The organism is Pelomonas sp. Root1444, assembly GCF_001426885.1.
Taxonomy (GTDB): domain Bacteria; phylum Pseudomonadota; class Gammaproteobacteria; order Burkholderiales; family Burkholderiaceae_C; genus Pelomonas.
Window position 1 is genome coordinate 147,289 of the sequence record NZ_LMFP01000029.1, and the last position, 25,520, is coordinate 172,808.

A 25,520-nucleotide genomic window follows, 5' to 3' on the forward strand; every position below is an offset into this window, starting at 1 on the left:
CCAGACATGAGCGACGCCAACTCCAAGCAAGGCCCGAACACGCAATTCCAGCCCAGCCAGCTGAGCGGCTCGCTGCCGGTGGCGACGGTGGGCGGCGCTGCGGGCACCGGTGCGCGGCCCAGCGTCATCCAGCTGGTCTTCCGCGAAAAGTCGGCGCTGTACGCGGCCTACATCCCCGCCTTCACCGAGGGCGGCCTGTTCGTGCCGACCACGCGCGACTACAAGCTCGGCGAGGACATCTACCTGCTGCTGGCGCTGCCCGAGGACAACCAGCGCTACCCCGTGGCGGGCAAGGTCGCTTGGCTGACGCCGGCCAATGCGTCGGGCGGCCGCACCCAGGGCGTGGGCGTGCGTTTCCCCGGCGACGAGAAGACCCGGCTGATCCGCATCCGCATCGAGGAAATCCTCGGCACGGCGGTGTCGTCCAGCAAGCCGACGCAGACGCTCTGAATCCGCATCGATGTTCATTGATTCCCATTGCCACCTCAGCTTCCCCGAGCTGAGGGACAACCTGCCCGCCATCCTGTCCGACATGCGTGCCGCGCAGGTCGAGCAGGCCGTCTGCATCTGCACGCAGATGGAAGAGTTCGAGGCCGTGCATGCACTGGCGCTGGAGAACAGCCAGCTCTGGGCCACGGTCGGCGTGCACCCGGACACCGAGGACATGCGCGAGCCCGACGTGGCCGAGCTGGTGCGGCTGGCTGCGCTGCCCAAAGTCGTCGCTATCGGCGAGACGGGGCTGGACTACTACCGGCTGAACGGCCGCAGCGTCGACGACATGGAATGGCAGCGCGAGCGCTTCCGCACCCACATCCGTGCGGCCCGGCAGGCGGCCAAGCCGCTGGTCGTGCACACGCGGTCCAGTGCTGCCGACACGCTGCGCGTGCTGGACGAGGAGGGTGGCGAGCAGGCGGGCGGCGTCTTCCACTGCTTCACCGAGACAGCCGAGGTGGCCCTCGCGGCCGTCGAGCGCGGCTACTACATCTCCTTCTCCGGCATCGTCAGCTTCAAGAACGCGCAGGACCTGCGCGACCTGCTGAAGCTGCTGCCGCTGGACCGCGTGCTGATCGAGACCGACAGCCCCTATCTCGCGCCCGTGCCCTTCCGCGGCAAGACCAACTCGCCGGCCTACGTGCCGCATGTGGCCAAGGCGGTGGCGGATGCACTGGGCCTGCCGGTGCCCGAACTGGCCGCCCTGACGACGGCCAACACGCGGCGCCTCTTCAAGCTGCCGGAGGCCGCATGAAAAACTGGATCGCCACCTTCGCCCTGGCGGCTGCAGCGCTCTCGGCGCACGCGACGCCGATCGACGACCTCGTCATGGCGTCCGAACTGGACGACCCGCGCGCCGTCACGGCGCTGCTGCTGAAGGGCGTGGACCCCAACCTGACCGATTCCCGCGGCCGCACGCCGCTCTTCACCGCGGTGCGCGAGGGCTCCCAGCATGCGCTGGAGAGTCTGCTGGGCGCGCCGCAGTTGCGCATCGATGCCGTCAATGCCGATGGCGAGACGCCGCTGATGATCGCGGCCATCCGCGGTTCGCTGCCGGCCGTGCAGGCGCTGGTCAAGCGCGGCGCCGCGGTCAACCGCGCCGGCTGGACGCCGCTGCACTACGCCTGCAGCGGCCCGGACAACGGCGTTGCCGCCTTCCTGATCGCGCAAGGCGCCGACTTGAATGCGCGCTCCGACAACGGCACGACGCCGCTGATGATGGCGGCCCGCTACGGCAATGGCGACCTCGTGCCGCTGCTGCTCAAGGCCGGTGCCGAACCGCGCGCGGCCAACGAGCAGGAGCTGACCGCGGCCGACTTCGCAGCCCGTGGCGGCCGCGACCTGATGGCCAAAGAACTGCGCCGCGTCATCCAGGAGCGCCAGCGCGCCGCCGATGCCGCCGGGAACGCGAAATAGTGCCTGTCCAAGCAGGCGTGTAGGAAAAAGCCTGACAGCCGCTAGCGCGCTGTACCGACTATTGCGCCGGGTCGGGCCTGCCTACAGTGGAGTCATCGCTTCACACGAGGTCCACCATGCTGTCCACCACCGCCCATCTGGCCGATCCCTTTGCCATGCTGATCGCCCCCGATCAGGTGATGAACGCCATCGAGCGCTCCGACCGCCTGGCGCGCCTGCAGCGCCGCGTGTACCGTCCGCTGGACCGTCCCTGGATCCCGATGAAGGCCAGCGCCGATTTCGACAGTGAGATCGATGCGGAGCCGGAGGTCGAGATCCCCGACCTGTCCGACACCGCCGAATAAGCAAAAAGCCCGCTCGAAGCGGGCTTTTCTTTGTGCGTCGGGAGGTTCGTCTCAGACGCGCTTGCGGTACTCGTGCGTGCGGGTGTCGATTTCGATCTTGTCGCCCTGGGCCACGAAGATGGGCACGGGGATTTCGAAACCAGTCGAGATCTTGGCGGGCTTGAGCACCTTGCCCGAGGTGTCGCCCTTGACAGCCGGCTCGGTCCAGGTGACTTCGCGCACCAGCGACGTCGGCAGTTCGACGGAAATGGCCTTGCCGTCGTAGAACACCACTTCGCAGGGCATCGCGTCTTCCAGGTACTGGATGGCGTCGCCCATGTTCTCGGCCTCGACCTCGAACTGGTTGTACTCGCTGTCCATGAACACGTACATCGGGTCAGCGAAGTAGGTGTACGTGCACTCCTTTTTGTCCAGGATGATCTGGTCCATCTTGTCGTCGGCCTTGAAGACGACTTCGGTGCCCGAGTTGTTCAGCAAGCTCTTGAGCTTCATGCGCACGGTGGCGGCATTGCGGCCACCGCGGCTGTATTCGGTCTTCAGCACGACCATCGGGTCCTTGCCGTGCATGATGACGTTGCCGGCGCGAATTTCTTGAGCGATCTTCATGGTGTTGCGTGGGTAGTTGAAGCCGGCCTGCGTCAATGAAGCCGGCAAAAGCGCACCAGGCTCCCAGAACGCAAGAAGAATGTTTTCGGCGTGGCGCGGCAAAGCCCGGCATTCTAGCGGGAAACCCCAAGGAAGCCGAGAAGCTGGCTCAGCTGATCGGGCTGTTGCGCCAAATGAGCACGCCAGGCGAGGGAATGTGCGCGGTCCAACTGCGGCAGGGCGGGCAGGGCGGTCATGCCGTTCCAGCCGCGCCAGAAGGCCGCCCAGCCGGCGGGCAGGCCGGCCGCCGCGATGAAGGCTTCCAGCTTGGCCGCGTGGGCGCCGTCTTCCTGCGGATAGATGTGCCAGACGAAGGGCTTGCCGGCCCACTGTGCGCGCACGAACGAGTCCTCGCCGCGCACCAGGTTGAGGTCGCTCGCCCACAGCAGCCGGTCGTAGTCGTCCTGCGTCAGGTAGGGCAGGGCGACGACGCGCAGGCCGGGCCGCTCGCGGGCCAGCGCCTGCAGCGGCCCCGGGCAGGCGAGCAGCAGGGTCGGCTCGCGGGCCAGTTCGTCGAGCAGGCCGGGCAGGTTCGGGTTGGCATAGACGAACAGGCTGACGACGCGCTCGCCCGGCCGCGCCGCCCAGCCGCGCGCCGCCAGCCAGGCCGGGCCATCGAAGGTGGCGATGCGCTCCAGCAGGCCCGGCTCGCGCAGCAGCCCGCCGGTGCGCGGCGTGAAGCCGGGGTAGAAGAAATGCTTGGTCAGCCCCGCGCCGGGGCCGCTGAACTGCGGCGAGGCCAGGCCGTGGCTGCGCTCGACATAGGCCTCGGCGCTGAGGTATTCGAGATTGACCCAGCGCGGCGCGGGTCGGCGTGCCGCCATGCGGGCGACGAAGGCGGGCGGCAGTTCGCAGCCGAAGGCTTCGATGACAACGTCGCCGGGCTGGACTTCCACATCGCCCACCGGCCAATCGCGCAGCTCGATGGCGGCGGGGCGCTGCGGCGCTATCCACGCCAGCGCCGCGGCGTCGTCCACCCACAGCCGTACGTCCTGGCCGCGCGCGGCCAGGTCGCGCGCCAAGCGCCAGCAGACACCGAGGTCGCCGTGGTTGTCGATGACGCGGCAGAAGAGGTCCCAGAGCATCGCGGAATTGTCCCAGGCGAAAATCGCGCCGATGTCGAGCCCGCCCCTTTCACCCACCGATGCCGCCGGCGACCCCCAGGCCGAGCGCCTGGCCAGCGAAGCCGCCGAGCGCGCGATGCGCGAGAAACTGCTGAACGAAGTCAATGCGCTGCCGGCGATGCCGGGCGTCTATCGCTACTTCGACGCCAAGGGCGAGGTGCTCTACGTCGGCAAGGCCAAGGACCTGAAGCGACGCGTCTGCAGCTATTTCCAGAAGAACCACGGCGGCACGCGCATCGGCCTGATGGTCTCGCGCATCGTGCGCATGGAAACGACGGTGGTGCGCACCGAGGCCGAGGCGCTGCTGCTCGAGAACAACCTGATCAAGACGTTGAACCCGCGCTTCAACATCCTGTTCCGGGACGACAAGAGCTACCCCTACCTGAAGATCACCTCGCACGCCTGGCCGCGCATGGCCTACTACCGCGGCGCGGTGGACAAGCGGCACAAGTACTTCGGCCCTTTCCCGAGCGCCTGGGCGGTGAAGGAGTCCATCCAGCTGATGCAGAAGGTCTTCAAGCTGCGCACCTGCGAGGACAGCGTCTTCAACAACCGCAGCCGGCCCTGCCTGCTGCACCAGATCAAGCGCTGCTCCGCACCCTGCGTGCCCATCGGCCAGACGCCGGCATACGCCCGCGACGTGCAGAGCGCCGAACGCTTCCTGCGCGGCGAGACCGACGAGGTGATGGCGGCGCTGCAGGAGCAGATGACCGCCTATGCCGAGCGCTTCGACTACGAGCTGGCGGCCGAGGTGCGCAACCAGATCCAGGCGCTGTCCAAGGTGCTGCAGCAACAGGTCATCGAGGAGAGCAGCGCCACCGGCGGTGAACGCGATGTCGACATCCTGGCCGTCAAGGTGCAGGGCGGCAAGGCCTGCGTGAACCTGGCGATGGTGCGCGGCGGCCGGCATCTTGGCGACCGTGCCTTCTTCCCCAAGCATGTCGACGACGCGACGGCCATCCAGCTCGACGACGAAGAGGCGCGGTCGCCCGAGCGCCAGGTGCTGGAGGCCTTCATGGCACAGCACTACATCGCTTCTCCGGTGCCCGGCCTCATCGTCGTCAGCGAGCCGGTCGACGCCAGCCTGGCCGAGGCCCTCGGCACGCAGGCCGGCAGCCGTGTCACGGTGCAGGCGCAGCCGCGCGGCCAGCGGCGCATCTGGCTGGAGATGTGCGTCAAGGGCGCCGACCTGGCGCTCGCCCGGCTGCTGGCCGAAGAGGGCTCGCAGCACGCACGCACCCGGGCGCTGGTGGACGCGCTGGACCTGTCCGTCACGGAGATCGACAAATTCCGCGTCGAGTGCTTCGACATCAGCCACACGGCCGGCGAGGCGACGATGGCCAGCTGCGTCGTCTTCGAGGGCCATCAGATGCAGAGCAGCCAGTACCGGCGCTACAACATCGAAGGCATCACCGGTGGCGATGACTACGCCGCCATGCGCCAGGTGCTGACGCGGCGCTACAGCAAGATGGCCGAGGCCGCCCAGCTTGGTACCGGCCGCCTGCCGGACCTGGTGCTGGTGGACGGCGGCCGTGGCCAGGTCAGCATGGCGCGCGAGGTCTTCGAGGAACTCGGCCTGGACTTGAGCCTCATCGCTGGCGTCGAAAAGGGCGAGGGCCGCAAGGTGGGCCTGGAGGAACTGGTCTTTGCCGACGGCCGCGAGAAGGTCTACCTGGGCCGCGACTCGGCCGCGCTGATGCTGATCGCGCAGATCCGCGACGAGGCACACCGTTTCGCGATCACCGGCATGCGCGCCAAGCGCGCGGCGACGCGCACGGGTGGCTCGCGGCTGGAGGACGTGCCGGGCGTCGGCCCCAAGAAGCGCTCGCAGCTGCTGCAGCGCTTCGGCGGCGTGCGGGGCGTGGCGGGGGCCAGCGTCGATGAGCTCTGCAGCGTGAAAGGCATCTCGCGCGAGCTCGCGGAAGACATCTACCGAGCACTGCATTGACGACAAGCTGGCGCAAGATGGCGCCGGAGAAGAAGTTCAACGAGGAGGAGACCGAGTGCCCATCATCGACCGTTTGCTGCGCGCCGCGCAGTGGCTGATCGCCCCTGCGCTGGCCGGTTGCGGCGCCGCCCCGCGTGCGCCGGCGCCCGCGCCCCTGCCGGCACCAGCACCCGCGCCTGTCGTGGCGGCCGCACCTGCCGCGCCCGCGCCGGCGCCCGGCATCACGCTGCCCAAGCCGCCCGGCATGCCGCCGCCCAAGCCGGTGCGCACGCATGAGGAACTGCGCCGCCAGGCCGCCGAACGCCTGGTCATGGCCAACCCCGAGCGCAGCTACATGACGCCGGCGCCTTCGCACCTGCTGACCGTCATCGTGCTGGAGGTGGAGTTGAAGTCCGATGGCAGCGTACGCAAGGTCCACGTCGTGCGCCCGCCGCGGTTCGGGCCCGAGACGCTGCAGATGGCCATCGACGCCGTACACCGCGCCGCACCCTTCGGCGACGTGCGCCGCATGCCGGAGCCCTGGAAGTTCACCGAGACCTTCCTGTTCGATGAGGACCGCCGCTTCAAGCCGCGCAGTCTCGACTGAACAGCAGGGGCACAATCGCCGCCATGTTTCTGACCCTCCCGACTCTGCTGACCTGGGCCCGCATCGTCGCCATCCCGCTGATCGTCGGGGTGTTCTACCTGGACCTGACGCCCGCGCACCAGAACCTGCTCGCCACGACGCTCTTCATCGTCGTCGCGTTGACGGACTGGCTGGACGGCTACCTGGCGCGCAAGCTCAACCAGACCTCGTCCTTTGGCGCCTTTCTCGACCCCGTGGCCGACAAGCTGATGGTGTGCTCGGCCCTGCTGGTGCTGCTCAAGCTGCAGCGCGTGGACGCGTTCGTGGCGCTGGTCATCATCGGGCGCGAGATCACCATCTCGGCGCTGCGCGAATGGATGGCGCAGATCGGTGCCTCCCGCAGCGTGGCCGTGCACATGGTCGGCAAGCTCAAGACGACGGCGCAGATGGTGGCCATTCCCTTCCTGCTGTACCACGGCCATCTCTTCGGCTTCATCGACACGCAGGAGTGGGGCACCTGGCTCATTTACGCGGCCGTCGTGCTGACGATCTGGTCGATGATTTATTACCTGCGCAAGGCCGTGCCCGAGATCCGCGCGAAGGCGCGTTAGACGAGCGCGGTGAGCACGCCGGGCGGCGAGTTGTATCGGGACTTTTCCCGCCCCGGATCCGGCCGGAGGCGCGTCTAGAATCCGCTTCCCCGCGCGAGCCCAAGGGCGTCCTTCACACCTCTGCGCTTCCTGCAGTACGCGGCAACCCTTCGCATCGCTCTGCATCCCGGCCAGGTGCAGCGCCCAACACAGTCCGCCGAATCGTCCAATCTGGGGGCACGAGTGAACAAGTCCGAATTGATCGAGCACATCGCCAAGCAGGCCGACATCTCCAAGGCCGCTGCGGGCCGTGCGCTCGAAGCCGTCATCGGCGGCGTCAAGACGACGCTGAAGAAGAACGGCACCGTCTCGCTGGTGGGTTTCGGTACCTTCAGCATCACCAAACGTGCAGCGCGCGCCGGCCGCAACCCGCGCACGGGCGATACGATCAAGATCAAGTCCGCCAAGGTGCCCAAGTTCAAGCCCGGCAAGGCCCTCAAGGACGCGGTGAACTGACACTTCGCCTGCACCAAGATTTCCCGGTTTCCCCGGGCGCTTAGCTCAGTTGGTAGAGCACCTCCCTTACACGGAGATTGTCGGCGGTTCGATCCCGTCAGCGCCCACCATCCCACCCACGGACGGCACTCGTCGTCCCGCACTTAGAATGCGGCTCCCTCGAAGGCGAACCTTGGTTCGCCTTTGTTGCGTTTGATTGGCGCTGCCCATGCGCCGCATCTGATCCTCAAGGCCTTCCGAGATGTTCGATTTCGTCCGCCAGCACAACCGCCTGTTCCAGTTCATCCTGCTGATACTGATCCTGCCGTCCTTCGCCTTCGTCGGCATGCAGGGCTACACCAGCATGATGGGCGGCGCCAACGCCGGCGTCGCCAGCGTCGACGGTCGCAAGATCACGCAGGCGGAATGGGACAACGCCCAGCGCGAGCAGGCCGACCGCATCCGCCGCCAGAGCCCGGGCGTCGACGCCAAGCTGCTGGACACGCCCGAGGTCAAACATCAGGCCCTCGAAGGCCTCGTCACCGAGCGCACGCTGCGCGCGGCTGCCGAGCACCAGCACTTCACGCCCAGCGCCGAGCTGGTCAGCGCACGGTTCTGGAACGACCCGCAGTTCGCCTTCCTGCGCAACCCCGACGGCACGGTCAACAAGGCCATGCTCGCCGCCCAGGGCATGACGCCGTCGATCTTCCTCGAGCGCCTGCGCCAGGACTACGCCATGCGCCAGGTCACAACGCCCGTGGAAGGCTCCGTCACCGTCGGTGCCAGTGCGCCCAAACTGGCCTTCGATGCGCTGCTGCAGCAGCGTGAGGTGCAGTTGCAGCGCTTCGACGTCAAGGACTTCGCCGCCAAGCTCAATCCGAGCGATGCCGACCTTGAAGCCTTCTACAAGGACCCGGCCAACGCCGCCAAGTTCCAATTGCCCGAGTCGGCCCAGATCCAGTACGTCGTGCTTGACCTGGAGGCGCTGAAGAAGGACGTCAGCTTCACCGAAGAAGACCTGCGCAAGTACTACGCCGAGAACGCCTCGCGCTACGGCGTGCCCGAAGAGCGCCGCGCCAGCCACATCCTCGTCAAGGCCGAGCGCAGCGCCTCCGCCGACGAGCGCGCCAAGGCCAAGGCCAAGGCCGAGGAACTGCTGGCCCAGGTGCGCAAGAACCCCGGCTCCTTCGCCGAACTGGCCAAGAAGAACTCGCAGGACGAGGGCTCGGCCGTCAACGGCGGCGACCTCGACTTCTTCGGCCGCGGCGCGATGGTCAAGGAATTCGACGCCGCCGTGTACGCGATGAAGCCGGGCGAGATCAGCAACGTCGTCGAGACCGACTTCGGCTATCACATCATCCAGCTGACCGGCACGCGCGGCGGCGAGAAGAAGCCCTTCGAGGCGGTGCGTGCCGAGGTCGAGGCCGAGGTGCGCAAGCAGCTTGCGCAGCGCCGCTACGCCGAAGCCGCCGAGCAGTTCGGCAACATTGCCTACGAGCAGTCCGACAGCCTGCAGCCGGTGGCCGACAAGCTCAAGCTGCAAATCCAGACCGCCACCGTGCAGCGCACCGCCCAGCCCGGCGCGGCTGGCCCGCTTGCCTCGGCCAAACTGCTGGACGCCGTCTTCGGCGCTGACGCGCTGCGCAACAAGCGCAATACCGAAGCTGTCGAAACCGGCCCCAATCAGCTCGTTTCCGCCCGCGTCGTGCAGCACAACCCGGCCCGCGTGCCGCCGCTGGCCGACGTGAAAGACAAGGTGCGTGAACAACTGATCCACAAGCTCGCCACGGCCGAAGCCAAGAAGGCTGGCGAGGCCCGTCTGGCCGCGCTGCAGGCCAACGCCGCCGACACGGCCGGCCTGGCCGCAGCCGTGACCGTGTCGCGCGCCAAGCCTCAGGGCCTGACGCGTGCCCAGCTCGAAGCCGTACTTGGTGCCGATGCGTCCAAGCTGCCCGCGGTGGTCGGCGTGCCGGCCGAAGACGGTGGTTTCGTCGTCGCCCGCATCAACCAGCTGCAGCCGCGCGACGCTGCCGTCATCGACGACAAGCGGGCTGCCCAGCAATATGCGAGCGCCTGGGCGCGGGCCGAAGGCCAGGCCTACCTGGCTGCGCTGAAGTCGCAATACAAGGCGAGCATCAAGGTCGATGCGCCAGCCTCTGCCGCAAGCGCGCCCTGATTTCTACGCTATACTCTTTGGCTCTGCGGTGGCTGTAGCTCAGTTGGTAGAGTCCAGGATTGTGATTCCTGTCGTCGTGGGTTCGAGTCCCATCAGCCACCCCAAGTAATTGCAAGGACTTAGAAGCGAAAGCCTCTAAGTCCTTTTTGCTTTTCAGGCCTGACCGCGCCCGGGCTGCTCGCCGCGTTGATCGCGCGATGCAGCGACTGGTGCCAGTCATCATCGACCATGGCGCTGCACCAGGCGATGTCGACGGTCTTTACAAATTCATGGCCCGGCCTTGCATACGGCGCTGCAACTGCTTGCTGCGCAAGGGTTTTTGCTTATGGCATGAGTGTTGCTTTGGACTGTCTTTCATCCAAAGGAGGGTAGTTCCATGAAGTTGAAGTCAATCGTTTTCGCCTCGGCACTGGTTCTGGGTGGCGTTTCGGCACACGCCGTCACGGCTTCCCTGGGCACGCTCACGCCGCTGATCTCCAGCAGCGGTTCGCTGTCGTTCGGTGGCCTCATCAATGACAACTACACGTTCACGCTGAGCGCCGATTCCTGGCTGCAGAGCAACGTGACGATCTCGCTGGGCAGCGCAGCGATCACCCCGGCGACCTACGGCATCTACACCGCCGGCCTGAACCACATCGTTGGCGATGCCGACGATGTCGCCGTCTTCCCGACGTCGTACAACTTCTCGACCACGTCCACAACGCATGTGGACACGCTGGCTGCGGGCGATTACTACTTCAAGGTCTTCGCGCTGGCAAGCGGCCCGGCTGCCTACTCCATCTCCGCAGCGGCCACGGCCCTGCCGGTGCCGGAACCCGAGACCTACGCGCTGATGGCCGCCGGCCTGGGCGTGATCGGTTTCGTCGCTGCACGTCGTCGTCGCGACTTCTGATCGAAGCTGACTGCGGACCGCTGCGGATGGCTTGACCATCCGGCGTGGTTCCAACGGACAGGCGCCCCAGGGCGCCTGTTTCTCTTTGTGTCCCGCCCTCTAACATTCGCGCCATGGAAATCTATCTCGACGCGAACGCCACCACGCCCGTGCTGCCTCAAGCCCGCGAGGCGGCGATGGCGGCGATGGCGGAGGACTTCGGCAACCCCAGCAGCATCCACAGCACCGGCCTGAAGGCGCGGGCGTTGATGGACGGCGTGCGGGCCCGGGCGCGCCGCGTGCTGGGCGCCGCGACGGGCAAGCTGCTGTTCCTGAGCGGCGCGACCGAGGGCATCCAGACCGCGGTGTTGTCGGCGCTGGGTGCATTGCGAGATGCGCCCACCCAACCCGAACTGCTGCTCTACGGTGCCACCGAGCACAAGGCCGTGCCCGAGGCGCTCAAGCACTGGAACGCGCTGCTGGGCCGGAACCTGCAGGTGCTGGCCATTCCCGTCGGCCGTGACGGCCGCCATGACCTGGCCTGGCTGCGCGAGCATGCGCCGCGCGCCGGCCTGGTCTGCACGATGGCAGCGAACAACGAGACGGGCGTCATCAGTGACCTCGACGGCATCGAGGCCGCCCTCGCCGGCAGCGCCGCGCTATGGATGGTCGACGGCGTGCAGGCGCTCGGCAAGCTGCCGTTGCGCCTTGCCGAGCGCCGCATCGACTACGCGCCGTTCTCCGGCCACAAGCTCTACGCGCCCAAGGGCATCGGGCTGCTCTATGTGCGCGAGGGTACGCCCTTCACGCCGCTGCTGGCCGGCGGTGGGCAGGAAGGCGCGCTGCGGTCCGGCACCGAGAACATGTCGGGCATCGCAGCGCTCGGCGCCGTGCTGGCCGCATTGGAGGAGGGCCGCGCCTTCCGCGACCACGCGACGCTGGCTGCCTACCGCAACCGCCTGGCCGATGCGCTGCTGCAGGCCTTCCCCGGCCTGGTCTTCAACGCGCCGCCGGAGTTGTGCCTGCCGACGACGCTGAACTTCGCCGTGCCGGGCATCAGCTCCAAGCTGCTGCTGGACCTGTTCGACGCCGCCGAGTTGCGCGTCAGCGGCGGCTCGGCCTGCAGTGCGGCCAAGGCGCAGCCCAGCTATGTGCTGGAGGCCATGGGCCTGCCGGCCTGGCAGACGGCATCCGCCGTGCGGCTGTCCTTCGGCCCGGTGGCCGACGCGGCCTTCATCGACGAGGCCTGCGCCCGCATCCGCGTCTGCGGCGAGTCGCTGCGCGAAAGCTGCCTGGACCCGAGCGCTCCCGGCCAGGCGTTGCCGGCCGACGGCCTGACGCGCTTTGTCGTCGACGGTGCCTGCTGCTACCTGCTTGCCGACTCGGCCAGCCGCCGCGCCGTCGTCGTCGATCCGTTGCCGGAACTGACCGAGCGCCTGGCCCAGTGGCTGGGCTGCCAGGGCTACGAACTGGCCGCCGTGCTCGATACCCACAGCCATGGCGACCACGCGTCGTCCGCCGCCGCTCTGTGGGCCGCCGTACAGCGCCCGTGCGGTGAAGTCGATGCGCTGGGCTGGCCGCTCGGCGCCGATGCCATCGACGTGGGCGCGTTGACCCTGACCCGCCTGGCCGTCCCCGGTCACACGCGGGACTCGACCGCCTACCTGCTGCATGACGCCACGGGCGTGCGCCTGGCCTTCGTCGGCGACACCGTCATGCCCGGGGCGCTGGGCCGCAGCGACTTCGAGCAGAGCGCACCGCTGCAATACGGCGCCTCGCTGGCCCGCCTGGAGCAGGCCGTCGGCCCCCACGTGCTGCTGCTGCCGGGCCACGACTACGACGACCGCTTCGGCAGCACGCTGGCGATCGAGTGCGCGGCCCAGCCGCTGCTGGCCGATGTGCTCAGCGGCCGCATCGACGCAGCCGGCTTCGCGGCCGCCAAGGCGGCGCTGGAGCGTGACCTGGCCTTGACCGAATACCAGACGGTGGCCTGTGGCGCGCGCGTGGACAGCGGCCGCGCTCTCGCGTGCAGCGAGCTGAGCCTCGCCGCATTGCGCGCGCTGCTGGGCCGCCACCCGGACCTGCTGCTGGTCGACGTGCGCGAGCCCTATGAACAGCGCCTGGGCCAGGCGCCGGAACTCGGCGCCGCCGTGCGCCGTGAGGCCGTGGCGCTGTCGGGCCTGCCCAATGCGCTGACGCGCTGGATGGCGTTGCCGGCCGAGACGCCGGTCGTGTTCTTCTGCCGCAGTGGCAACCGCAGTGCCCTGGCCGCCAAGGCCTTGCGCCGGCTGGGCCACGAGCAGGCCTGGAGCCTGGGCGGCGGCCTGGCGCTGTGGCCGCGGACTACGGCCGACGCGGCCGATGCCGCGCTGGCGATCTGAGGCGCCGCTCAAAGCCGGGCGGCCACCTCCTCGGCCAGCGCCAGCGCGGCCGTCAGCCCCGGTGACTCGATGCCGAACAGCTGCACGAGGCCGGGCGTGCCGGAGTCGAGGCGGAAGTCGGCTGCGGCTTCGCCCGGGCCGCTGAGCTTGGGCCGGATGCCGCTGTACGCCGGCTGCAGCGCACCCGCCGGCAGCGCGGGCCAGTAGCCGCGCACCTCCGCCTCGAAGGCGGGGCCGAGCGCCGGGTCGACGGCGTAGTCCAGCGTCGCGGGGGCGGTGTCGGGCAGCCATTGCACGTCGGGGCCGAAGCGGGCCTGGCCGCCGAGGTCCAGCGTCAGGTGCACGCCCAGGCCGCCGTCCACCGGCAGCGGATAGATCAGCCGCGAGAACGGCGCGCGGCCCGCCAGCGAGAAGTAGTGGCCGCGCGCAAAACGCAGCCGCGGCGCCGGCGTGCCGAGGGACTCGGCCACCTGCGCGGCGAACAACCCGGCCGCGTTGACGACATGGCGCGCGCCCAGCTCGTAGTCCGCGTCGACATGCAGCCGCCAGCCGTCGCCGTCGCGTGCGCCGCCCGTCACCGGGCTGGCCAGCGCCAGCGTCGCGCCGGCCTGTTCGGCGTCGCCCAGCAGGGCCGTCATCAGCCCATGGCTGTCGACGATGCCGCTGGACGGCGACAGCAGGGCGCCGGCGGCGTTCAGTGCCGGCTCCAGCGCCAGCGTCTCGGCGCGGTCCAGCAGGCGCAGGTCGTCCACGCCGTTGGCCGCGCCGCTGGCGGCGATCTGCGCCAGCCGTGGCAGTCCTTCGGCCCGCGTCGCGACGACCAGCTTGCCGCAGCGGCGGTGCGCAATGCCGCGCGCGGCGCAGTAGTCGTAAAGCAGCTGGTTGCCGCGCACGCACAGCCGCGCCTTCAGGCTGCCGGCCGGGTAGTACAGGCCGGCGTGCACGACCTCGCTGTTGCGCGACGAGATGCCGGTGCCGATGGCGCCGGCGGCCTCGATGACGACGACCTCGCGGCCGCGCACGGCCAGTTCACGCGCGACGGCAAGGCCCACGACGCCAGCGCCGATGACGGCCACTTCGACTTTGTCCATGGCCGCCAAGCCTAAGGGATGGCGCCGGGGCGGCGCTCAGAACTTGTAGCTCACCCCCAGCGCGAAGGTGCGGCCCGAGTGCGCGTACAGCAGCGTGTCGTCGCGCTGCGAGTCGCGACCGTAGCGCAGCGGCTCGTCGGTCAGGTTGGCGGCCTCCAGGCTGATGCGCAGCTGGGGCGTCACGTTGTACGACATCGACAGGTCGATGTTGGTGGACGCGTCGACCGTCGTGAAGTCGTGCCCGTTGACGTCGCCCAGCACCGTGAACAGGTACTGCGAGCGGTGTGCGGCCGACACGCGGGCGCTGAACTTCGGGTCCTCGTAGTACAGCGTCACGTTGTAGGCCTTGGGCGACATGCCCACCAGATTGGCGTTCATGCTCAGCTGCGGCAGTGTCGGCGTGGCCGTGCGGGTGATGTAGTTGATGGTCGACTTGACGCGCGTGTAGTTGGCCAGCAGGCCGAAGTTGCGCCAGATGCCGGGCAGGAAGTTGAACGGCGCCTGCAGGCTCAGCTCCATGCCGTTGATGGGGCCGCCCGGCGTGTTCACCGCGCGGCGCACGGTGACGACGCTGCTGGGCAGCGTCGGGCAGGCCGGCGTGCCGCCAGTGATGGAGCAGGTGCCGCCGCCGGTCAGCAGCGCGTCGGGCAGGCCCAGCGTGTTGTAGGGCACGCGCTCGCCGATGTTCTGGATGTAGCTCTCGATGTCCTTGCGGAAGAAGCCCAGCGACAGCAGCGCGTTCTTGTCGTAGTACCACTCGGCCTGCAGGTCGTAGGTCTTGGCGCGGATCGGGTCCAGCTGCGGGTTGCCGATGTTGACCGTCTGCGCGTTCGTGTTGACCGCGGCCGAAGGCGCCAGGTCCACGTACTCCGGCCGCGACAGCGTCTTGGCCGCCGAGAAGCGCAGGAAGACGTTGCGCGGCAGCTCGGCCGTCAGGTTGAAGGAGGGCAGGGTGTCGCGGTACTTCTTCGTGAACGACACCTCGGTCAGCGTGCCGCCGGCGTTCACCAGCGCCGCCGCGCGCGCCTTGGTGTCGGCCACGCGCACACCCACGTTGCCGCGCAGCGGGATGCCGCCCAGCTTGTGGTTGAAGTCGGCCGCCAGGAAGGCCGCGTCGATCCGCTCGGACACGCGCCGGTTGGCCTGGCCCAGCACGTTCAGCGTGGAACCCGGCACCGCAGCGCAGTCGCATTCGATGTCCCACACCTGCAGGAACTTCGGCAGGTCCACGGCCACCCACTCGCTGGGATAGCCCGAGCCCTCCAACCCGCGGCCGAAGCCGCTGATCGTGCGCGACACGCTGGCGATGTTGAACCCCGCCGGGTTGGCCAGGCCGTTGGGCAGGCCGCCGCTGATCTCGAAGTTGGTCCACGCGTTGTCGCGCGAGGACAGGCCGGTGCGCAGCGTCAGGTTGTCGTTGACGTCCCAACTCGCGCCGATGGCGTTCGTCTTCAGCGTGTTGCCGGTCTCCAGCTTGCGCGTGACGAACTGGCCGTGCACCGTGCCGTCCGCGTCCACCGGGCCCCAGCTGAAGCTGGCCGGGTTGGCCACGTCCACGCCGAAGTTCAGCGTCGGCACGTTGCGGTTCTGGCGGAAGTCGAACGAGTAGCCGTTGACGTTGGGCGAGTCGAACTGCACCGTCGTGCGGCGCGGCGAGTCCAGCGTCGAGCGCGACTGGCCGGTCATGAAGTCCAGCTTGACCGTGTCGGTGAGCTTGTGCGAGCCCGACAGCACATGCTGGCGGAAGGCCGTGTTATTGACGTCCAGCAGCCCTTCGGAGCGCACGTCCACACCGTTGAACTTGCCGTACTCCCAGCTGCCATTGCCGTTGAACGAGGTCTCCAGGATGGAGCTCTGCGGCTTGCCGTTGGCTGCGGCCAGCGTGCGGCCGAAGGAGATGGCCGAGATGTAGTTGTCGTAACGGTCGTTCTTGAAGTCGCCGGCCAGCAGGTCCAGCGCCAGCTCGGTGCGCGCGCTGGGGCGCCATTGCAGCGCCGCCGTCAGGCCGGTGCGCTCGTACTCGGCCACCGAGCGGCGGTAGCGCGGGATGCGCGGGTGGAAGGCGCCCGAGCCTGCCGCCGGCGTGGCCACCGTGCCGCCGTAGTTGTCGGTGCGGCCGAAGACGTCGTTGTAGGCCGCCAGGCTGGAGGTGCGCGGCAGGTTGTTGCCGCAGTGCGTGGCGCTCGCGCCGCGCACCGCGTCGTTGGCGGGCGCCTGCGGCGTGAAGCCCAATGGCGAGCAGAAGCCGCCGTCAGCATTGGCGCTGAGCAACTCGACCGCCTCGTAGCCTTCCTCCATCGCATGCCGGCGCGAATAGGCGCCAGACAGCAGCAGGCCGACCTGGCCCGCATCGGTGTTCCAGCGCTCGCTGAACAGGGCGGTCAGCCGCGGCGCGGCCTTGCGCGACAGCGTGTTGTAGTTCATCTGCGCGCTGATGCTGGCGGTGCGGCCGGCGAAGTCGAACGGCCGCGCGGCGCGCAGATCCACGGTGGCGCCGAGCGAGCCTTCCTCGACGTCGGCCGTCGAGGTCTTGCGCACCTCCAGGCTGTTGAACAGCTCGGCCGCGAAGACGCTGAAGTCGAAGGCGCGCGAGCGGTTGGTGCTGCCGTTGATGTCCGACGCGCCGGTGGCCGCGATGGCCTCGATGCCATTGATGCGCACGCGCGTGAAGCCGGCGTTCAGGCCGCGCACGGTGATCTGCTTGCCTTCGCCGCCGTCGCCGCGCGACAGCGCCACGCCCGGCACGCGCTGCAGCGACTCGGCGAGGTTGGCGTCGGGGAACTTGCCGATGTCTTCGGCCTTGATGACATCGACGATGCCGTCGGCGTTCTTCTTGGCCTGCAGGGCGCTGTCGAGGCTGGCGCGAAAGCCCGTCACGACGACGGTCTCCAGCGCCTCCTGTGCCGTGGCACCGCTGGCGGCCAGCGCGGCGGACAGCGCCAGCAAGGTCAGGCGGGGCAGCCGTGCGGCTGCGCTCGACGGTGGGGTTTGTGGCATGCGCGAGTCTCCTTGGAATCGGTGTGGGGGCGGCAATGCGCGCGCAGCTTAGGCAGGCGTCGCCGCGCTGCGTAGTGCGGGGCGGCAATCACTCAAGCGCTTGAGCAAGTGGCCGCCGCGCCACCAGATTCCGGCTTCGTGACAACCCTGGCGTCCTGCAAGTCAGGTCGTTAGCCCGCGGCCCTGCCTAGAATGGCCGTCGCGTCACGCCGGGCGGTTGCCTTGCTGGCGCCGTCCCTGCCGAGGGGTGCTGCGACGGACGGCCCTGGAGCCTCCGCCACGCTCGGTGGGAACGCTGGTTCAAGGGCGCCCTTTGTGAAAAGGGTCGCCTGCGTGTCTTCATCCTCCGCCTCCATACGCACCATCCTGCCGCTGGCCTTCGTGACCGGCGTCAGCATGGCCGCGATGGACCTCTACCTGCCCGCCGTGCCGGCGCTGCAGACCGGCATGGGCATCAGCATCTCGCTCGCCCAGGCCACCGTGGCCGTCTACCTCGCAGGCCTGGCCGGCGCCCAGTTGCTGTGGGGCGAACTGCTGAACCGCCTCGGCCCGCGCCGCTGCATGGAGATCGGCCTGGCGCTGCTCGCGCTGACCAGCCTGGGCTGCGCGCTGGCGCCCGGCATCGAGATGCTGCTGGTGCTGCGCCTGCTGCAAGGCGTGGCGGCCGCGGCGGCCACGGTCGTGGCGCCGACCGTCGTGCGCGCCACGCTGGCGGACGCCGACGTCGTGCGCGGCATCGCCGCCATCTCCATGGTCGAGGCCATCGTGCCCGCCGCCGGGCCGGTGCTGGGCGCGCTGCTGCTCACCGTCACGGACTGGCGCGGCACGTTCTGGGTGCTCGCGGCGTTGTCGCTGCTGGTGCTGCCCTGGGTCGTCAAGATCGCACCGCGCCAGTTGCCGGGCCTCAATCTCGCGCACGATGCGAGCTATGTGGGCATCCTGCGCAACCGCAGCTATGTGCGGCTGGCGTTGTCGCATGCGCTGTGCATCGGCGCGCTGCTGACCTTCCTGTCCAGCGCGCCGCAGCTGCTGCAGCACACCCTGGGCCTGGGGACGTCGGCGTTCGCGCTGCTGCAGGTGCTGGGCGTGGGCAGCTTCATGCTGGGCGCGTCGCAATCCGGGCGGCTGGCCCAGCGGCTGGGCCATGCGCGCGTGGTGCGGCTGGGCAGCACGGTGCAGGTGGTGGCCTGCACGCTGGCGCTGGCGGGCGCGGCGGTCGGCCCGCTGCCCTATGCGGCGGTGGCGGCGTACTGGATGTGCTTCTGCGGCGCGCTCGCCATCCGCGGGCCGGCCACCTTCGTCGACGCGCTGGCCGTGCCGCCCGCGCAGATGGGCCGCGCCACGGCCTTGCTGGTGCTGGCCCTGCTGGCGGCCGGCGCGTTGGGCACGCAGCTGGTCGCGCCCTTCCTGGGCGGCGAGGGCAGTGCCGTGCCGCTGTTCTGCGGCGTGCTGGCACAGCTGCTGGCCAGCGCGGCGCTGGTGTGGCGCTATCCGGCCGTGCAGGCTACGCCGACGGTCGCTGCCTAGCGCCTCAACTCGACGGCCCTGAAGCGCTGCTGCGCCTCGGGCAGCTCCTTGAACTGCGCGCCGTCGTCGCTGAGCAGCGTAAGCCGCCCGTCGGGCCATACGAACAGGCCTTCGGGGCGCAGGCTGCCCAGGTCCAGCGGCACGCCCTGCGGTGGCGTCGTTGCGCTGCCGCTCCAGTGGAAAAGCCGGAAGCTGCCGCCGTCGCCCGGCAGACCGGCCGCGATCAGGTAGCTGCCATCCGTCAGGCGCTCCAGGCTGCGCACGCCCAGCCCGCCGAGGTCCAGCGCGATGGCCGGCCCGAAGCGCGCCGGGCCGCCGCCGGCGACGATCAGTTCGGCCGGGTTCAGCAACGGGATCAGCAGCGCGCGGCCGTGGCGCAGCGGGTTGCGCAGGCCGATCAGCAGGCTGCCATGCGGCCCTTCGGCCAGCCCTTCGATGTTGAAGCCGCCGTCCAGTTCGGGCGCGAGTTCGGCAGCCTCGCCGAGCTTCAGCGCAGCGAGCGCCGGCGAGGCGATCATGTCGGCCAGCAGCCCCGTGTACGGCCGGCCGGCTGGCCGCAGGGTGGGCGTGCCGTTGCCGGGGATGACGTCGGTTGCGAAGAAGCGCTGCCGGTCCTCGCGCAGCTTGCCCTTGGCGTTGCGGGCGTGCGAGGCGATCCAGTAGATGCGCTGGCCGATGCGGGCCGACCCTTCGATGTCGGCTTCCTTCTTGGCGCCGAGGAAGCTGCCCAGATCCACCTCGTGCAGCGCGCCGGGCAGGCCGCGGCGGTACACCACGAGGCGGTTGTGCTCGTCGTTGGCGACAACGAAGTGCAGGTCGTCCAGCGCAATGCCGGCCGAGGCATCGCTGAGGCCGGCGTGCTCGACGGCCGACCCGGCGGTGACGGCGAGCGCCAGCATGACCGCGCCGATCACGCCGCGTACAGCGGCTCGGTGCGCTCCAGCAGCCAGGCCAGCGCCGCGCCGCTCACCCGCGGCTGCAGGCGCTCGCGCACGGTCGCGTGGTACTCGTTGAGCCAGGCGATCTCGTCCTCGCGCATCAGCGCCAGGTCGATGCAGCGCGTGTCGATGGGGCACAACGTCAGCGTCTCGAACGCCAGCATCTCGCCGAAGGCGTTGTGCTCCGGCGTGTCCACGGCCACGTTCATGACCAGGTTCTCGATGCGCACGCCCCACAGCCCCGGCCGGTACAAGCCGGGCTCGATGGACGTGATCATGCCGGGCTCCATCGCCATGGCCGGCTCGGCGACGGCCTTGCTGATGCTTTGCGGGCCTTCGTGCACGTTCAGGAAATAGCCCACGCCATGGCCCGTGCCGTGGCCGTAGTCCAGGCCGTGCTCCCACAGCGGCGCGCGGGCGATGGCGTCCAGCATGGGGCTGAGCGTGCCGCGCGGGAAGCGCGTGCGCGACAGCGCGAGCGTGCCCTTGAGCACCAGCGTGTAGTCGCGCTTCTGTGCCGCGTTGACGGTGCCGATGGGCCACACGCGCGTGATGTCGGTCGTGCCGCCCAGGTACTGGCCGCCGGAGTCGATCAGCAGCAGTCCGTCACCCTCGATCTGCGCGAAAGACTCGGGCGTGGCGTGGTAGTGCGGCAGGGCGCCGTTGGCCATCCAGCCGGCGATGGTGGAGAAGCTCAAGCCCACGAAGCCCTTGCGCTTGCGCCGCTGGGCGGACAGCCGCCGGTCCACGTCCAGCTCGCTCCAGCGCTCGCCGCGGGCCAGCGACGCCTCGAACTCGGCATAGAACTCGCACATCGCCGCGCCGTCCTCGGCCATGGCTTCGCGGATGAACACCGCCTCGGCGGGCGTCTTGCGGCTCTTCAGCAGCGTGCTCGGGTTGATCTGCTCCACGACCTTCACGCCGGCAGGCACGGCCTCGCGCAGGCCCAGCGTCACGCGGCGCGGGTCGATCAGCAGCGTCGCATCCGCAGGCAGCGCGGCCAGCGCCTGGGCCGCCTGGTCGTAGCGCGCGAGCTGGATGCCGTCGGCGGCCAGGCGGGCCGCCACATCGGCCGGCACCTTGCCCTCGGCGATGAACAGCCGGCCGGCCTGCGCGTCCAGCAGCAGGTGGGCGATGAAGACCGGGTTGCACTGCACGTCGCTGCCGCGCAGGTTCAGCAGCCAGGCCACGTCGTCGACGGTGGAGACCAGGTGGTGGGTCGCGCCGATGCTCGCCATCGCTGCGCGCACGCGGGCCAGCTTGTCCGCGCGCGCCACGACGGCCTGGGGCGGCAGGTGTTCGTAGACGGGTTCGGTCGGCAGGCCGGGGCGGTCATCCCAGGCGGACTGGACCAGGTCGACATCGGTGCGCAGCGTGATGCCCTTGCGGCCCAGCCCCGCGCGCAGTGCGTTGGCCAGCGCCAGACCCAGCACCTGGCCGTCCACTGCCAGCGTCTGGCCGGTTTGCAGCTCCTGCGCCAGCCAGTCGATGTACTGCGTGGAGGCGCCGGAGGTCATCTTCTCCAGCACGATGCCGCTGCCGGTGAGCTGGGCCTCGGCCTGCGCCCAGTAGCGGCTGTCGGCAAACAGCGCGGCGCGGTCGCGCGTGACGACCAGGCTGCCGACCGAGCCGGTGAAGCCCGACAGCCACTGCCGGGCCTGCCAGCGTTCGGGCAGGTATTCGGACAGGTGCGGGTCGGCGGAGGGAACGAGCACGGCATGCGCGCCGTGGGCTATCAGGGCATCGCGCAGGCGCTCGATGCGCAGGCGGATCTCGGAGGTGCGGGTGTCCATGGCCAGGACCTTTTCTGAGTCGAAGCCACGAGTTTAGGTTTCCGGCGCCGCCCTGCCGGAGGGCAGGGTTCAGGCCGGTGCCGGGGTGGACGTCAGCAGGCGCTCCAGCAGCTCGCGCACGCTGCGGATCTGGCTGCCGAAGGGCAGGGCGCCCGCGCCGCGGAAGAACAGGCCCTTCTTGACGTCGCCGCGCAGCGCGGCGGCCAGCTGGTTGTCGATGCAGAACTGGCCCCAGTCCTTGATGCCGTCGCGCAGCCCGCACTGGGCCAGGCAGTCGAAGGCCTTGGTGCAGCGCGCCTTCACGTGCGCGGCGGCCTGCAGCTTGGGCTCCAGCTTCAGGTAGTGCTTGAGCCAGGTGGTGGCCACGGCACGCGCGGGCAGGCCGGCCACGCTGGTGAACTCCACCATGTCCTCGTCGCGCGACTCGGCCAGCACGCGCTTGAACTCGGCATGCGCGTCGCATTCGGTGGTCACGGCGAAGGGCGTGCCCAGCTGCACGCCGGCCGCGCCCAGGTCCTGCAGCCGGCGGATGTCCTCGAAGCTGCGCACGCCGCCGGCGGCGATCAGCGGAATCTCGCGCTCCAGCCCCGCCTGCTTGAAGAACTCGCGGCAGGCCGGCAGCACCTGGTCGAAGTCGAAGCGCCGGTCGCCCAGGTCGGCGATGCGGGCCGCGCCGAGGTGGCCGCCGGCCAGGCGCGGGTGCTCGATGACGATGGCGTCCGGCAGGCGCTTCTTGCGCTCCCATTTCTTGACGACCAGCTGCACGCCGCGCGCATCGCTGAGGATGGGGATGAGCAGCGTCTTGGGGTGGTCCTGCGCCAGGTCGGGCAGGTCCAGCGGCAGGCCGGCGCCGACGACGACGGCGTCCACGCCGGCCGCCAGTGCGCGCTTCACCGAGTCGGCATAGGCGCTGACGGCGCGCATCACATTCAACGCCACCAGCCCGCGGCCCTGCGAGCGCTCGCGGGCGCCGGCGATCTCGCGCTCCAGCGCTTCGAGGTTGGCGGCCTCGATGCGCGCCTTGGCCTGCGGGCCGGCGCGGCAGTCGCGCGTGGCCTCGACCAGGTCGGGGTGGTGGTGGCGCAGGTCCACCGAGCTGAGCGTGCCCATGCCGCCCGCGGCCGCCACCGAGCCGGCCAGGCGCTTGGCGCTGACGCCCACGCCCATGCCGCCCTGCACGATGGGCAGCAGCTCGCGCCCGCCGAGCTGGAGCGGCTTGAGCCCGCTGCGCGCCAGCAGGGCGCCGAGTTCTTGCGAGATGTGCGGGAAGGGATTCATTGCGGCCGCCGTGACGGGTCTGAAACGCCGCAGGCTAAGGGCCCGCGGCCGACGCCGCCTTGACCCAGGTCATGCAGGCCGCAATCTTTAGAGCTCGGTGCGCAGCGCCCAGAGTTCGGGGAACAGCACCACGTCCAGCATCTTGCGCAGGTAGCTCACGCCGCCCGTGCCGCCGGTGCCGCGCTTGAAGCCGATGACGCGCTCCACGGTCGTCACGTGGCGGAAGCGCCAGAGCCGGAAGGCGTCCTCCAGGTCCACCAGTTCCTCGCCCATTTGGTACAGGTCCCAGTGCGCCTGCGGCTCGCGGTAGACCGTCAGCCAGGCGGTCTTCACGCCCTCGTCGGCGGCATAGGGCTGGGTCCAGTCGCGGGCGGTGTGAGAAGCCGGCACGGCGATGCCACGGCGGGCCATCAGCTGGAGCACCTCGTCGTACAGCGACGGCGATTGGTAGGCTGCCTGCACCTGGGCCAGCAGGTCGGCCCGGTGCTCGTGCGGCTTGAGCATCGCGGCGTTCTTGTTGCCCAGCATGAATTCGATGCGCCGGTACTGCGCGCTCTGGAAGCCGCTGCTCTTGGCCAGGTAGGGCCGGATGGCGCTGTACTCGGGCGGCGTCATCGTCGCCAGCACGTCCCAGGCGTGCACCAGCTGCTCCATGATGCGCGACACACGGGCCAGCATCTTGAAGGCCTCGGGCAGCCGGTCCTCGGCCACGTGGGCGACGGCGGCGTGCAGCTCGTGCAGCATCAGCTTCATCCACAGCTCCGAGGTCTGGTGCTGCACGATGAAGAGCATCTCGTTGTGGTCGGGCGACAGCGGCTTCTGCGCGTTCAGGATGGCGTCGAGCTGCAGGTAGTCGCCGTAGCTCATGTCCTTGGAGAAGTCGAGCTGGGCGCCGTGGTGTTCGGTTGGGGTCATGTCACTGCACTGCGGCGTTGGAATTCAGGGGTACGCCAGGCTTCGGTGGCCAGCACGTCGGCCAGCACGCTGACCGCATCGACCACGTCGACGAAGCGCGTGTACAGCGGCGTGAAGCCGAAGCGCAGCAGGGCCGGCGTGCCGGCGCGGAAGTCGCCGATGACGCCGCGGCTGATCAGCGCCTGCATGACGGCGTAGCTGTCGATGTCGCTGGGCAGCGCGACGGACACCTGCGAGCCGCGCAACGCCGCCTCGCGTGGCGTCGCGACCCAGGCGGTCGGGACGCGGGCGTCGATCTCGGCGATGAAGGCCTCCGTCAGCGCCAGCGACTTGGCCCGCAGCGCGCCCATGCCGCCGAGCTTGGCCGCCTCGTCGAACACGTCCAGCGCCGAGTCCAGCCCCGTCATGGCCAGCACCGCCGGCGTGCCGCACTGGTATTGCTGGATGCCCGCCGCGGGGCGGTACTCCGGCGAGAACTCGAACGGCGCCGCATGGCCCAGCCAGCCGGTCAGCGGCTGCCACACCTGGCCCTCGTGGCGCGGGTGCATCCACACGAAGGACGGGGCGCCGGGGCCGCCGTTGAGGTACTTGTAGCCGCAGCCGATGGCGAAGTCCGCCGCGGCCCCGAGCAGGTCCAGCGGCACGGCGCCGGCGCTGTGCGCCAGGTCCCACACGGCCAGCGCGCCGGCCTGGTGGGCCCAGCGCGTCAGCAGCGGCATGTCGTGCATGCGGCCGCTGCGGTAGTTCACGTGCGTCAGCATCAGCACGGCGCAGCGTTCGTCCAGCAGCGGCGGGATGTCCTCGGGCGAGTCCGCCAGGATCAGCTCGCCGCCGTGCGAGCGCACGACGCTTTGCGCGATGTAGTTGTCGGTCGGGAAGTTGCTGCGCTCGCTGACGACGATCTTGCGCTTGCCCTGCTGCAGCTGCAGCGCCGCGTGCAGCACCTTGTAGAGGTTGACGGAGGTCGAGTCCGCCACCAGCACTTCGCCCGCCCGCGCGCCTATCCACGGCGCCAGCCGGTCGCCCAGCCGGCGCGGCAGGTCGATCCAGCCGGCGTTGTTCCAGCTTGCGATCAGGCCCTGGCCCCACTCCTGCTCCACCGCGCGGGCGATGCGGGCCGGCGTCGCCTTCGGCAGCGCGCCCAGCGAATTGCCGTCCAGGTAGATGACGCCCGGTGGCAGCGTGAACAGCTCGCGCAGCGGGGCCAAGGGGTCGCGCGCATCGAGCGCGGCGGCTTGTTCTCTTGTCGTCATTGCAGTTCCCTCAGGATGGCGCGCACCGGGCTGGCACAGGCGCCTTGGAGTTTCAGGGGCAGGGCGATCAGTTCGTAGTCGCCCTCGGGCACGTCGTCGAGCACCAGGTTCTCCAGCACGCGCAGGTCCAGGCGGCGCAGCTGCTGGTGACTGCTCAGCGCCTTGGAGTCGGCCGGGTCCACGCTGGGCGTGTCGATGCCGACGAGCTTCACGCCGCGCGCGGCCAGCCACTCAATCGCCTCGGGTGCGTAGGCGGTGAAGGCGGGGTTCCACACCGTGTCGGCGCGCTCGCAGCAGCGCACCAGCACGCGCGGCGGCAGATCTTGCTCAGCGTGCTGCAGGTGCGCGACGGTGACCAGCGGCGCCGCGCCGATGGCGTGGATGACGCGGCAGCGGCCGAGGTAGGTGTCCAGCGGCACGTCGGCGATCGCAGGCGCGTCGTTGGCGTAGTGCAACGGCGCATCCGCATGCGCGCCCACGTGGGGCGACATCGTGATGGCGCTGAGGTTGACCGGGCAGCCGGGCGACAGCCGGGCCGTCCAGCGCAGGCTGTAGGGTTCGTCGCCCGGGAAGATGGGCGCGTCAGGCGCGACGGTGGGCGAGATGTCCCAGAGCCGGGGCGGGGTACGGGGCGGGGCGGGGGTAGGCATGGCGGCGGCACCATAGCTTTGCCTGGACGGT

Annotated in this window: 22 protein-coding genes, 2 tRNA genes and 1 riboswitch; of the genes, 14 read left to right on the plus strand and 10 right to left on the minus strand. The window is 69.7% G+C overall.

Features of this window, described 5'->3' with window-relative positions:
- Positions 1-6 precede the first annotated feature (6 nt).
- From ASD35_RS24620 to ASD35_RS24635, 4 genes are all read left to right on the plus strand, one after another.
- Positions 7-450: a PilZ domain-containing protein gene (locus tag ASD35_RS24620; protein WP_157275758.1), complete on the plus strand. Its 444-nt coding sequence runs from the start codon at positions 7-9 to the stop codon at positions 448-450.
- 10 nt (positions 451-460) lie between these two features.
- Positions 461-1,246 carry a TatD family hydrolase gene (locus ASD35_RS24625; protein ID WP_056877611.1) on the plus strand — a complete coding sequence of 262 codons (786 nt, stop codon included), beginning with the start codon at positions 461-463 and terminating at the stop codon, positions 1,244-1,246.
- Positions 1,243-1,908, plus strand: a complete 666-nt coding sequence (locus ASD35_RS24630) for an ankyrin repeat domain-containing protein (RefSeq protein ID WP_056877612.1) — start codon at positions 1,243-1,245, stop codon at positions 1,906-1,908. Before ASD35_RS24625 ends, ASD35_RS24630 begins: the two co-directional genes overlap by 4 nt.
- 116 nt (positions 1,909-2,024) lie before the next feature.
- A complete protein-coding gene (locus ASD35_RS24635; RefSeq protein ID WP_056877613.1) occupies positions 2,025-2,252 on the plus strand; it encodes a hypothetical protein in 228 nt (75 codons plus the stop codon).
- A gap of 51 nt (positions 2,253-2,303) precedes the next feature.
- On the opposite strand, the gene efp is transcribed toward ASD35_RS24635, so the two are convergent.
- A complete protein-coding gene (gene efp, locus ASD35_RS24640) occupies positions 2,304-2,858 on the minus strand; it encodes an elongation factor P (protein WP_056877671.1) in 555 nt (184 codons plus the stop codon).
- Between the two features lie 113 nt (positions 2,859-2,971).
- Positions 2,972-3,982, minus strand: a complete 1,011-nt coding sequence (gene earP, locus ASD35_RS24645; RefSeq protein ID WP_056877614.1) for an elongation factor P maturation arginine rhamnosyltransferase EarP — start codon at positions 3,980-3,982, stop codon at positions 2,972-2,974.
- 31 nt (positions 3,983-4,013) lie between these two features.
- Here earP and uvrC point away from each other — a divergent pair, with 31 nt between their 5' ends.
- The 9 genes from uvrC to ASD35_RS24690 all read left to right on the plus strand — a co-directional run bounded on the left by uvrC (position 4,014) and on the right by ASD35_RS24690 (position 13,047).
- Complete coding sequence (gene uvrC, locus ASD35_RS24650; protein WP_082580429.1) at positions 4,014-5,969, plus strand: excinuclease ABC subunit UvrC; 1,956 nt, start codon at positions 4,014-4,016, stop codon at positions 5,967-5,969.
- 55 nt (positions 5,970-6,024) lie between these two features.
- Positions 6,025-6,555, plus strand: coding sequence for a hypothetical protein (locus tag ASD35_RS24655; RefSeq protein WP_235538453.1), 531 nt, complete (start codon positions 6,025-6,027; stop codon positions 6,553-6,555).
- A 23-nt stretch (positions 6,556-6,578) separates the two neighbouring features.
- A complete protein-coding gene (pgsA, locus tag ASD35_RS24660; protein WP_056877615.1) occupies positions 6,579-7,145 on the plus strand; it encodes a CDP-diacylglycerol--glycerol-3-phosphate 3-phosphatidyltransferase in 567 nt (188 codons plus the stop codon).
- A gap of 222 nt (positions 7,146-7,367) precedes the next feature.
- Positions 7,368-7,640, plus strand: a complete 273-nt coding sequence (locus ASD35_RS24665) for an HU family DNA-binding protein (protein WP_056201680.1) — start codon at positions 7,368-7,370, stop codon at positions 7,638-7,640.
- A 34-nt stretch (positions 7,641-7,674) separates the two neighbouring features.
- Positions 7,675-7,750 (plus strand) — tRNA-Val (locus ASD35_RS24670).
- A gap of 131 nt (positions 7,751-7,881) precedes the next feature.
- Positions 7,882-9,795 (plus strand): SurA N-terminal domain-containing protein, encoded by a 1,914-nt coding sequence (locus ASD35_RS24675; RefSeq protein WP_056877616.1) that lies wholly within the window; start codon positions 7,882-7,884, stop codon positions 9,793-9,795.
- Positions 9,796-9,823: 28 nt separating this feature from the next.
- A tRNA-His gene (locus tag ASD35_RS24680) sits at positions 9,824-9,899 on the plus strand.
- 272 nt (positions 9,900-10,171) lie between these two features.
- Positions 10,172-10,687, plus strand: coding sequence for an FxDxF family PEP-CTERM protein (locus ASD35_RS24685; protein ID WP_056877617.1), 516 nt, complete (start codon positions 10,172-10,174; stop codon positions 10,685-10,687).
- A 113-nt stretch (positions 10,688-10,800) separates the two neighbouring features.
- Entirely contained in the window at positions 10,801-13,047 is a 2,247-nt protein-coding gene (locus ASD35_RS24690) for an aminotransferase class V-fold PLP-dependent enzyme (RefSeq protein WP_056877618.1), read from the plus strand.
- A gap of 8 nt (positions 13,048-13,055) precedes the next feature.
- Here ASD35_RS24690 and ASD35_RS24695 read toward each other — a convergent pair whose 3' ends face one another.
- Entirely contained in the window at positions 13,056-14,138 is a 1,083-nt protein-coding gene (locus tag ASD35_RS24695) for an NAD(P)/FAD-dependent oxidoreductase (RefSeq protein WP_056877619.1), read from the minus strand.
- Between the two features lie 36 nt (positions 14,139-14,174).
- The gene (locus tag ASD35_RS24700; RefSeq protein ID WP_082580430.1) at positions 14,175-17,135 is read right to left on the minus strand and encodes a TonB-dependent receptor; all 2,961 of its coding nucleotides are present in this window, start codon (positions 17,133-17,135) and stop codon (positions 14,175-14,177) included.
- A 236-nt stretch (positions 17,136-17,371) separates the two neighbouring features.
- Positions 17,372-17,454, plus strand: a riboswitch (S-adenosyl-L-homocysteine riboswitch).
- 14 nt (positions 17,455-17,468) lie between these two features.
- On the opposite strand from ASD35_RS24700, the gene ASD35_RS24710 reads away from it, so the two are divergent.
- Positions 17,469-18,662 (plus strand): MFS transporter, encoded by a 1,194-nt coding sequence (locus ASD35_RS24710; protein WP_157275759.1) that lies wholly within the window; start codon positions 17,469-17,471, stop codon positions 18,660-18,662.
- On the opposite strand, the gene ASD35_RS24715 is transcribed toward ASD35_RS24710, so the two are convergent.
- The 6 genes from ASD35_RS24715 to kynB all read right to left on the minus strand — a co-directional run bounded on the left by ASD35_RS24715 (position 18,659) and on the right by kynB (position 25,489).
- On the minus strand, positions 18,659-19,561 hold the full coding sequence (locus ASD35_RS24715; RefSeq protein WP_157275760.1) for a DUF3616 domain-containing protein: 903 nt from the start codon (positions 19,559-19,561) through the stop codon (positions 18,659-18,661). The genes ASD35_RS24710 and ASD35_RS24715 overlap by 4 nt on opposite strands.
- An 11-nt stretch (positions 19,562-19,572) precedes the next feature.
- Positions 19,573-21,393, minus strand: a complete 1,821-nt coding sequence (locus ASD35_RS24720) for an aminopeptidase P family protein (RefSeq protein WP_056877624.1) — start codon at positions 21,391-21,393, stop codon at positions 19,573-19,575.
- A gap of 69 nt (positions 21,394-21,462) precedes the next feature.
- Positions 21,463-22,671, minus strand: coding sequence for a nitronate monooxygenase family protein (locus ASD35_RS24725; RefSeq protein WP_056877625.1), 1,209 nt, complete (start codon positions 22,669-22,671; stop codon positions 21,463-21,465).
- An 87-nt stretch (positions 22,672-22,758) separates the two neighbouring features.
- A complete protein-coding gene (gene kynA, locus ASD35_RS24730; protein ID WP_082580431.1) occupies positions 22,759-23,586 on the minus strand; it encodes a tryptophan 2,3-dioxygenase in 828 nt (275 codons plus the stop codon).
- Complete coding sequence (gene kynU / locus ASD35_RS24735; RefSeq protein WP_056877627.1) at positions 23,583-24,839, minus strand: kynureninase; 1,257 nt, start codon at positions 24,837-24,839, stop codon at positions 23,583-23,585. Before kynU ends, kynA begins: the two co-directional genes overlap by 4 nt.
- Positions 24,836-25,489, minus strand: a complete 654-nt coding sequence (gene kynB, locus ASD35_RS24740; protein ID WP_056877628.1) for an arylformamidase — start codon at positions 25,487-25,489, stop codon at positions 24,836-24,838. Before kynB ends, kynU begins: the two co-directional genes overlap by 4 nt.
- Between the last annotated feature and the right edge of the window lie 31 nt (positions 25,490-25,520).